Origin of the sequence: Microcystis sp. LE19-131.1A (assembly GCF_027532015.1) — a bacterium.
Classification (GTDB): Bacteria; Cyanobacteriota; Cyanobacteriia; order Cyanobacteriales; family Microcystaceae; genus Microcystis; species Microcystis ichthyoblabe_A.
The window spans coordinates 1-9,869 of the sequence record NZ_JAPZSS010000199.1 but is presented as its reverse complement, the minus strand read 5'-3'; the positions used below and the strand labels follow the sequence as shown (position 1 = coordinate 9,869).

Annotated in this window: 5 protein-coding genes and 1 pseudogene; 3 read left to right on the top strand and 3 right to left on the bottom strand. The window is 44.2% G+C overall.

Annotation, left to right across the window (positions count from 1 at the left end):
* Positions 1 to 119: pseudogene (locus O9323_RS15100) on the top strand (IS5/IS1182 family transposase); the annotation flags it as partial.
* Positions 120 to 695: 576 nt separating this feature from the next.
* Here O9323_RS15100 and O9323_RS15095 read toward each other — a convergent pair.
* Positions 696 to 2,015, bottom strand: coding sequence for a four-carbon acid sugar kinase family protein (locus O9323_RS15095; RefSeq protein ID WP_288125371.1), 1,320 nt, complete (start codon positions 2,013 to 2,015; stop codon positions 696 to 698).
* Positions 2,016 to 2,165: 150 nt separating this feature from the next.
* On the opposite strand from O9323_RS15095, the gene lpxA reads away from it, so the two are divergent.
* The gene (lpxA, locus tag O9323_RS15090) at positions 2,166 to 3,002 is read left to right on the top strand and encodes an acyl-ACP--UDP-N-acetylglucosamine O-acyltransferase (RefSeq protein ID WP_002777359.1); all 837 of its coding nucleotides are present in this window, start codon (positions 2,166 to 2,168) and stop codon (positions 3,000 to 3,002) included.
* A gap of 141 nt (positions 3,003 to 3,143) precedes the next feature.
* A complete protein-coding gene (lpxB, locus tag O9323_RS15085) occupies positions 3,144 to 4,367 on the top strand; it encodes a lipid-A-disaccharide synthase (RefSeq protein WP_288125370.1) in 1,224 nt (407 codons plus the stop codon).
* A gap of 391 nt (positions 4,368 to 4,758) precedes the next feature.
* Here the strand turns inward: lpxB and gcvP are convergent, their stop codons facing one another.
* Together gcvP and O9323_RS15075 are read right to left on the bottom strand one after the other, a co-directional pair.
* Positions 4,759 to 7,746, bottom strand: coding sequence for an aminomethyl-transferring glycine dehydrogenase (gcvP, locus tag O9323_RS15080; protein WP_288125369.1), 2,988 nt, complete (start codon positions 7,744 to 7,746; stop codon positions 4,759 to 4,761).
* A gap of 203 nt (positions 7,747 to 7,949) precedes the next feature.
* Entirely contained in the window at positions 7,950 to 9,575 is a 1,626-nt protein-coding gene (locus O9323_RS15075) for an ArnT family glycosyltransferase (protein WP_288125367.1), read from the bottom strand.
* Positions 9,576 to 9,869 lie beyond the last annotated feature (294 nt).

Below are 9,869 nucleotides of genomic sequence, written 5' to 3'. Positions count from 1 at the left end.
TTAGAATTTTATCATCAAGATACAGGAATCGGAGACGACGTTTTGGTCTGAGATTTAATTTAATCGCTGGCATTTACAACTACGAACTTGCTTTAGGCTATAATCAAGTAGCTGAATAAGACTTTTGCAGGAGGTCTACTAAAGTCCTATTACCGCTAAACAAAACACCAGAGAAAATATTCCTCCCCCAGATATCACTATTAGGAGGGGAGACATAAAACCCGACAATATTTTGGCGATTACCATTGTAAACATAGAAATCACGACGATCAGCTCTAGCTATTTGAATATCAAGTGCAACCAACGCTGCCGATAAAGTTGCAATCGAAATATACTTGAACAAAAAGTCTGACACCATAATCAATAAAGTACCCCCTCTCATTGGTGGTCAATTCAAGCTCGAAATGCATCGCCGCCTGATTCTAATTCACAAAATACCTCATAAGGGGTTCGATAGTCAAGACTTTGGTGGTGATTCGGTTTGTGTTATGCAATAGACGGGGGTTATAAGGGATGGAACCCTTATAGAGAAAGGCATTTAGCGATTTTTGTCAATTGTTTTTGATCTAGAGCGAACTAATCAATTAAATCTCTTGCCAGATAAGGATTTAGTCGATTTATGCCCCCCTATCGAACCATACCAAGTAACGAAGAACCTGAAAACTCACATCTGCTCACTGATCACTGATTGCCTCCTATTGGCACAAACGTTGATAAACTGTGGCCAAAGCTTGGACATCACCGACGTTACCCGGGAAAAGAACCACAGGTAGATTAGGAAAGAGATGATGATCGGCTGCTGTACGGACCATGGAGACACCGGGGAGAATCTGACCGAGTAAACGGGCCGATTGCAGGCTTAAACCCGTACTTAAGACATCATTAGAGGTAATTCCGCCTTTACTGATTAAAAAACTGATATCACTGGGTAAACCCTTAACAATGTCCATTAACAGGGTGGAGACGGCAACCCCAAAATCAAGACGTTTCTGCACAGAGGCAAAGGTTAACTCTTGCCGACTGGTATAGATCACGGGGGTTTGTTTATTTTTGTGAATAAGCTTGACTTTTTCCAGAGCTTGTGCTACGAGTTGATCTCGTTGCTCAGGACGATCGCGCAATGCCGTCACATCGATTTCGACTCCGACGGTGTTGGGTTGTTGAAGCAGTTTATCTAATTGTTGGCTAGTTTTTTTGACGTGGGAACCGACGATAATTGCCCCAGCTTCCCCCGTGGGCTTATACTTACCCATAGATTCGGGTGCGATCGGTTGAGTTCCTAAATTAGCCAAAGAAGTTAAAATACTGGCGGCACTACGGAATAAAAATTTTTTTCCCTCCCCTGCGGCGGTTAAAATATCTTCAGCAAAGCGATCGAGATCCGCTTGAGTTTCCCCATCTACCACCCCACATTGATTATTTTTGAGCTTTTGCAGTCGTTCTAAACTACCTTGACGGATATCTGCCAGTAAAAATCTCTCTACATCATCTGCTTTAATTTTACCTTGCGTTTTCTCCTCCACATAATCCGGCAGATAACTGTAATGGTAGGCAAAAACCGAATCGCGAGCAAATTCCGTCTCGTGGACGGGAGTGGGAACGCCATCGATGATTAAATAGTGAATACTATCACGGGTGATTCTACCTCCCTCAAAAAAGGCTGGAATCAGGAAATGAGCATCAAAACCGCCCAATTCTTCGGCAATAACATCAGTTTCGATCGGATAATGCCCGCGCAGGGTAGAATCGGAACGACTAACCACCAAAAAATCCTCGATTCCCTCTTTAGTTAAGGCAGTTTTCAGGTTATGACAGACTTCTCGCGTGACAGACTCGGCTTTTTCGGGGGTTAAAGCGCGAGTATTGGTCAAAACAAAGAAAATTGGCGCATTATCTGCCAATCCCAAGCGGAGAGTATCTTCATCCCACCGCATCAATAACAGACAACTATGGACTGTTTGGGAACCTGTCGGGTCGTCATCTAAGACTATAATTTTAGGTCTATTATTGCTCATATATTTTTTATCAGGATGGGAGGGACGAAGGAACCAAGAGAATCTGGTTAATAGTTTATCGGGTTCTGGTTCCCCATTAAAGTCGTCCCCTCCCTAAGCAACCGCTATCAATCTTGATCACAATCTGTCCAATATAGGATAAGCTATACCATGATTCATACAGTGACGAAGTTGAGCGCGGGAGACTTCCCTTTGAATACGTTAATCCACCCCACTGCGGTTATCCATCCGTCGGCAAAACTTGATCCCAAGGTTAAAGTTGGTCCCTATGCTGTGATCGGGGCCAATGTGGAAATTGAAGCTGATACAATTATTGATGCCCATGTGGTCATTGAAGGTCCGACTAAAATTGGCAAGGGTAATCATATTTTTTCTGGGGCTGTTATTGGTAATGAACCACAGGATTTAAAGTATAAAGGGGGCGAAAGTAGCGTAGAAATTGGTGATTATAACCAAATTCGCGAGTTTGTCACGATTAATCGCGCCACGGATACGGGAGAAGTTACCCAAATTGGCAGTAATAATTTATTAATGGCCTATGTTCACGTTGCCCATAATTGTATTTTGCAAGATAACATTATTATCGCTAATAGTGTCGCCTTGGCCGGTCATGTCCAGATCGAATCAAAAGCAGTTATCGGAGGGGTTTTAGGAGTACATCAATTTGTTCATATTGGCAAAATGGCCATGTTAGGAGGAATGAGTCGTATTGATCGCGATGTTCCCCCTTTTACTTTAGTGGAAGGCAATCCCTGTCGCGTGCGAACTCTTAATTTAGTCGGTTTACAAAGGGCCGGTTTTACCGATGAAGATTTAACTTTACTGAAAAAAGCTTTTCGGATTATCTATCGTTCTAATATAAATCTTCAGGAGGCTTTAGAACAAGTTTCTCTCTTAACCGATAACCCCCATGTTCAACATCTCTGTCAATTTTTACAATCCTCTACCACGGGAGAAAAACGTCGCGGTTTAATTCCGGGAAAATAATTTCTTGATTGAGGAACAGGGTGTGGAAAGTGGGGTGTAGGGTGATGGGGAAGTGGGAAGAATAAATAAAAACAATCTCCAGCAATCCTATCTCCAGCAATCCTGTCTCCTGAATTCTTTTATTATCAAATAATTATCCAAATGCGTATATTTATTAGTACGGGTGAGGTATCGGGTGATTTACAGGCAGCCATGCTGATTGAATCCCTTTTTAAACTAGCTAAAACCCAGGCAATTGAGTTAGAAATTTTTGCCTTAGGTGGCGATCGCATGGAGTTAGCCGGAGCAAAAATGTTGGGTAAAACCACTCGACTGGCTGCCATGGGATTAATTGAATCTATCCCCTTTATTTGGCCAACTTTACAACTACAAAAACGAGCAAAAGAGTTTTTTAGAGATAATCCCCCTGATATCATTATTTTAATTGATTATGTGGGGGCAAATGTGGCGATCGGTCAGTCGGCTAAAAAAATTATTCCCGATGTCCCAATTATTTATTATATTGCCCCACAGGTGTGGATTTGGTCGGAAGAAAATATCCCCTCAGCTAAACTAAGGGCCACAGCAGAAAAGTTATTTAATACGGAAAAATTAATCGCCGTCACCGATAAATTATTGGCAATTTTTCCCGCTGAAGCTCGTTTTTTTGAAACAAAAGGTTTACCGGTAACTTGGGTGGGACATCCTTTAGTTGATCGTATGGCCAATGCTCCCAATCGGCAAGAAATGCGGCAAAAATGGGCAATAAAACCCGAAGAAACAGTGATCGCTTTATTACCTGCTTCCCGTCAACAGGAGTTTAAATATCTCGTGCCGACGGTGTGTGCTGCTGCTAAAAAATTACAGGAAAAAATTCCCGATATTAAGTTTTTAATTCCCGTTCCCCTAGCTTTATACGAACCAAAAATGCGAGAATTAGTGGCGGAATACGGATTAAATGCGGTGATTATGGAACGAGATCAGACTTTAGAAGCGATTGCTGCGGCCGATCTGGCTGTGGCTAAGTCTGGTACAGTTAATCTCGAAATTGCTTTATTAAATGTGCCGCAGGTGGTGGTTTACCGTTTAAGTGCAGTTACTGCTTGGATTGCCCGCAATATTATGAAGCTTTCTGTACCATTTGTCTCACCAGTAAATTTAGTTTTAATGCGAGAAATTGTTCCCGAATTATTACAAGAGGAAGCTAACCCAGAGAGAATTATGCAGGAATGTCTAGATTTATTATTAAATCAGCAACGTCGGCAAAAAATGTTAGATGAATACGCAGAAACTAAGGCCGGTTTAGGAACAGTAGGCAGTTGCGAGCGAGTGGCACAAGAGGTGTTTAAAATAGGGTTGGCTGAAAAAGTTTGTTGGTGGGGTTAGGAGTCAGGAGATAGGAGTCAGGAGACAGGAGATTATTTTTATTTATTCTCCCCACACCCGACACCCCGCACCCCACGGCTGCATCCCACATTTGCAGAAATATCGACAATCAGCAATTATCAGTAACTCTGAAATTGGTACAAAAATATGAACAATCGCGTGTAAGCATCCCACCGAAAAGCTAATGCGCGGGGGGTTTGGGGGCGGCGCCACGCCCCCAACGGGGGGTTTGGGGGGTAGAACCCCCCAAAAGCTTGGATTGAGTGATAAAACTGAAAGTAACACACCCAATTTTAGGAGAAAGTTTCCCTTGAAAAATCCCAAATTAGTAGATTTACAAAAATGAGATGCACCCCACCCTACACCCAGGAAAAGCTTTTTGCCGCAAACCCTACTTATAAGCGTCCATACCCTCACAGGAACAAACCAGATTTCTGTCCCCGTAGGCATTATCAACCCGTCCCACTACCGGCCAGAATTTATAATCTTTTAGCCAAGAAAGCGGGTAGGCTGCCTGTTGACGGGAATAGGGACGACTCCAATCATCGGCAGTTAAAACCGCAGCTGTGTGGGGGGCATTTTTCAAAGGATTATCGTGGGGATCCATGCTACCATTAGCGATCGCTTGTACCTCTTGATAGATAGTTAACAAAGCTTCACAAAAACGGTCTAATTCGCCCAAAGATTCGCTTTCCGTGGGTTCCACCATCATTGTACCCGCCACCGGCCAAGAAACCGTCGGCGCGTGGAAACCGAAATCCATCAAGCGTTTTGCCACATCTTCCACCTCGATGCCGGCCTGTTTTTTCAGGGGACGTAAATCAATCACGCACTCGTGGGCAACCGTTCCCGCGCTACCCTTAAATAACACTGGATAGGCCGACTCCAGACGAAAAGCCATATAATTAGCGTTCAAAATTGCCACTTCTGTCGCTTTTTTCAAGCCGGCTGCCCCCATCATAGCGATATACATCCAAGAAATCACCAAAATGCTGGCACTACCCCAAGGCGCGGCCGAAATTGCCCCAATCGAGTCCTGATGCTTACCGTTAGCGGTTTCTGGGGATAATTTCGCCGAAACTAGGGAAACATCCGGCAGAAAAGGCACTAAATGGGATTTTACTCCGATTGGTCCCATACCGGGGCCGCCACCACCGTGGGGAATACAGAAAGTTTTATGGAGATTCAAGTGACAGACATCGGCGCCAAAATCCGCCGGACGACATAAACCCACTTGAGCATTCATATTGGCGCCATCCATATAGACTTGACCACCGTATTGATGAATCAAGGCGCAAATTTCGCTAATTCCCTCTTCAAAAACGCCGTGAGTGGAAGGATACGTTACCATCAAAGCCGCTAGATTATCCTGATGCTTCCGGGCCTTAGTTTTCAGGTCATCAATATCAATATTGCCCCGAGAATCGCAATTAACCGCCACTACTTTCATACCACACATAACAGCGCTGGCAGGATTAGTCCCGTGAGCGGACTCAGGAATTAAACAAATCTGACGATGACCTTGACCGCGACTTTCATGGTAGGCTCGGATCACCTGTAAACCGGCATACTCTCCCTGAGAACCAGCGTTCGGTTGTAGAGAAATGCCATCAAACCCGGTAATTTCCCCTAACCAAGTCTCTAACTGTTGAAAGAGCAGTTGATAGCCTTCTGCTTGGTCAATCGGGGCAAAAGGGTGTAATTTGCCGAATTCTGCCCAAGTTACCGGAATCATCTCCGCTACGGCATTGAGTTTCATCGTACAGGAACCGAGGGGAATCATGGAAGTATTTAAGGCTAAATCCTTTGTTTCCAGACGGTGCAGATATCTGAGTAATTCCGTTTCCGAGTGGTAACGATTGAACACCGGCTCGGTAAGATAGGCGCTGGTACGGGTTAAATTAGCGGGTAATTCTAGACTAATTTTCTCGACTAATTCCGCCGTGGTAAAGGGTAATTCCTCGGTTGGGGCAAAAATTTGCCATAAATCCCACACATCCCTGAGACTGGTGGTTTCATCGAGACTAATTCCTAGATTATTCTCATCAAAATAACGCAGATTAATCTTATGGGTTTTTGCCTTGGCGAAGATATCCTTAACTCCCGTGGATACCGTAACTTTGAGCGTATCGAAGTGCGGTTCTTTCCCCGCTTGATAACCCAACTTTTTTAAACCAGTTGCCAATAAAGCGGTTAATTTATGCACTCTTTGGGCGATTTTCTTGATTCCTTCCGGTCCGTGATACACCGCGTACATGGAAGCAATCACCGCTAGTAACACCTGTGCGGTACAAATATTACTGGTGGCTTTATCCCGGCGGATATGTTGTTCGCGGGTTTGCAAAGCTAAACGCAGTGCGGGTTTACCCTGACTATCCTTCGATACCCCGACAATGCGCCCCGGAATGCTGCGTTTATAGACATCTTTGGTGGCAAAATAGGCGGCATGGGGACCCCCATAACCCAAGGGAACCCCAAAGCGTTGACTGCTACCCACGGCAATATCAGCCCCCAATTCGCCGGGGGGAGTCAACAGAGCTAAACTGAGAATATCGGCGGCAACGGTGACTAAAGCCCCATTTTCCTGCGCTTTGGCGATAAATTCTCGATAGTCATAAATTACGCCATCGGTGGCTGGATATTGTAATAATGCGCCAAAAATCGGCGTTTGAAAGTCAAAGAGACGATGATCATCGATAATAATGTCAATGCCTAAAGGAATCGCTCTGGTTTTAACAACTTCAATCGTTTGGGGATGGCAACTACTAGAGATAAAGAAAGCATTGGCTTTAGTTTTACACAGTCCGTAACTCATGCTCATCGCTTCCGCGGCTGCTGTTCCTTCATCGAGGAGGGAAGCGTTAGCAATTTCTAGACCGGTTAAGCTAGTGATGAGAGTTTGGAAGTTTAAGAGAGCTTCTAAGCGTCCCTGGGCGATTTCCGCTTGATAGGGAGTATAGGCGGTGTACCAACCCGGATTTTCTAAGATGTTGCGGAGAATTACCGGCGGGGTGATACAGTCATGGTAGCCCAGGCCGATAAAGGAGCGAAATACCTGATTTTTCGAGGCAATAGCTTTTAATTGGGCAAGAGCGGCGTATTCACTCAAGGCAGGTGGTAAATTAAGGCTTTTTTGTAAACGAATTCCTGACGGGACAGTTTGAGCGATTAACTCCTCAACAGTGGCAACACCCAAAACCGCCAGCATTTTCTCGATTTCCGTCTCCGTCGGCCCAATATGACGGTTAACAAAGCTATCGGTGCAGTCTAGCAGGTCTTGCAGGTCAGCAGGAGCGAATTCCTCGGTTTTCTCGGCCGTAATTGACCTATTTAGCATATTAATCTCGGTTTCAACAATTACAAAAGTGCTGCGTTTCATCGCTAGGGGTGATTTTAACGCAACTGGTAAAATTTGGCTCTCTTATCCTTTGTGTGATCAGTTTAACTTACTATAGAAGCGATCAATCTTCGTGTCCTCTGTGTCGGTCGGGTTCCTCCCACTCCCTCGCCAGCAGGACTGTATCTTAGAATACATTTTACCCAGCAAACCTAAGATCGAAAGTATGCACAAAATTAACCCCACTACTGCTTTGTCACCAAAAACCAACCGGAATCCGTAGAGCCGATCACCTTTAATCCTCCTAAATCAGTAGCTTCTTTGGTTTGACGATCGATAATTAGGTAAGGTTGCTTGTGACTTTGCCAATGATTGATTAATTCTTCAGCAGCAAGGGGAAAAACCCGACGACCACTATAAAAATTTAACGAGGGGCGCTCGTAGGCAAAAGCAATATAAACAGGGTGATCTGCTGGCACATATTTCTGTACTAAACTCGCCACCGGTTTGACAGAGAAATTCTCATTTAATTCCCAGATCCACAGGGGAGAATTGACAAAAATAAACAAAGAAACCAACATTCCCCAGAGTAAAACCACGCTGAATTGTTCCGAGCGCCGAGCTAACAAAATTGCCGTTGTCACCATGGTCAGGGACAGTGACAATAAGGTTAAAAGAATCAAAGGATGGAAAGGTTCAATAGGGGCAAAATTACCAGGGAAATAGGCTATTAAAGCTAATAAACCCGTCACAACGCCGATAATACCTAGGATAATTGACCAGATTGGATGATAGGAGCGATCGATGGGAAGATTAACCATCTGCGCCAAGGCATAACCGGCCGCTAAAGCCAAGGCCGGATAGATCGGCAGAATATACCAAGGCAACTTAGTCGCCATTACCGAAACCACCAACAGATAAACACCCGTCCAAACTAACAGTAACTTCGCCCAACTGTAGAGATATTCCTGACGAGCTAAACGTAAACCCAAAACCGAGAAAATTAACCAGGGCCAACTATATTTAATAATTTCTAGCAGATAATACCAAAACGGTCCGCGATGATTGTCCAGATCGTCACTAACTCGCTTTAACTGTTGAACAAAAAGGGAATCGAGAAACTCCCGCTCGTAGTGCCAAAATTGGGCGCTATACCAGGCAAAAGCGGGAGTTGCTCCCAATAACCAACCCGACCAAAAATAGGCAGACGTTAATAACCGGGGGGTATCCCAGAGCAGAAAAATAAAGCCGATACCCGCCAATAATAGCCCCATAATACCCTTAGTCAGACAAAGGAGGGCAAATCCTAACCCCGCCCCCACAGACCAGCGTAAATCGCGTCGTGAGCGCAGTAAACCAACAAACATCAGCATTTCAAAACACAATACCGCTCCATCCAACATGGCTAAACGGCCATGGCGCACCACCGGCAAAAGAGTTAAATAGATCAAGGCCGACAGTAAAGCTGGCAAACGAGCGGGAAAAATTTCTCGACCGAGAAGATAGAGAAGCGGCACCGATAAAGCTGTAAAAAAAGCGGGAATTAGTCTAGTATTGGCCTCATTGATGCCCCAAAAATGGTAGGTTAGACCAATTAAACTGTGAATCAACGGCGGTTTATTCAGGTAGGGATCACCCCAAAGACTAGGAAATAACCAGCGCAATTGTTCCAGGGGGGTTTGGCTAATTTCCTTGGCTACCTGAGCGATTGTTGCCTCATCCCAATCCCGCAAGGGTAAATTACCTAATCCCACTAGATAGATAATTAAGGCCGCTATTAATAATCCCAGTAAACACAGAAATTCTTTAAAATTTTCTCTCTGACGCAATTTATAACTAGAATATCCCCAAGTAAATTTTTGACGGTTCATAAGCTAGGTCAGTTATCAGTAAACAGTAAACAGTAATCAGTAAACAGTAATCAGTAAGGCTCTCCTAGACTGGTTATAGCAAATTAGTAGTTTCAATGAGCCTAATCCCTTAAATAGCCTAGAATCCAACCAAGCAAAAAGCTTTGATTATTTTGGTTCTTCGGTTTGTGTTATGCAATGGACGGGAGTTATAAGGGGTGAAACCCTTATATAGAAAGACATGGCTGCGATTTTTGCCAATTGTTTTCAATCTAGAACGAGCTAATCAATTAAGTCCCTTGCCAGATAAGGATT

Coding starts and splice junctions, on each gene's coding strand:
- O9323_RS15095 (WP_288125371.1), bottom strand. CDS start 2,015: ATGAGCAATAATAGACCTAAAATTATAGTCTTAGATGACGACCCGACA.
- lpxA (WP_002777359.1), top strand. CDS start 2,166: ATGATTCATACAGTGACGAAGTTGAGCGCGGGAGACTTCCCTTTGAAT.
- lpxB (WP_288125370.1), top strand. CDS start 3,144: ATGCGTATATTTATTAGTACGGGTGAGGTATCGGGTGATTTACAGGCA.
- gcvP (WP_288125369.1), bottom strand. CDS start 7,746: ATGAAACGCAGCACTTTTGTAATTGTTGAAACCGAGATTAATATGCTA.
- O9323_RS15075 (WP_288125367.1), bottom strand. CDS start 9,575: ATGAACCGTCAAAAATTTACTTGGGGATATTCTAGTTATAAATTGCGT.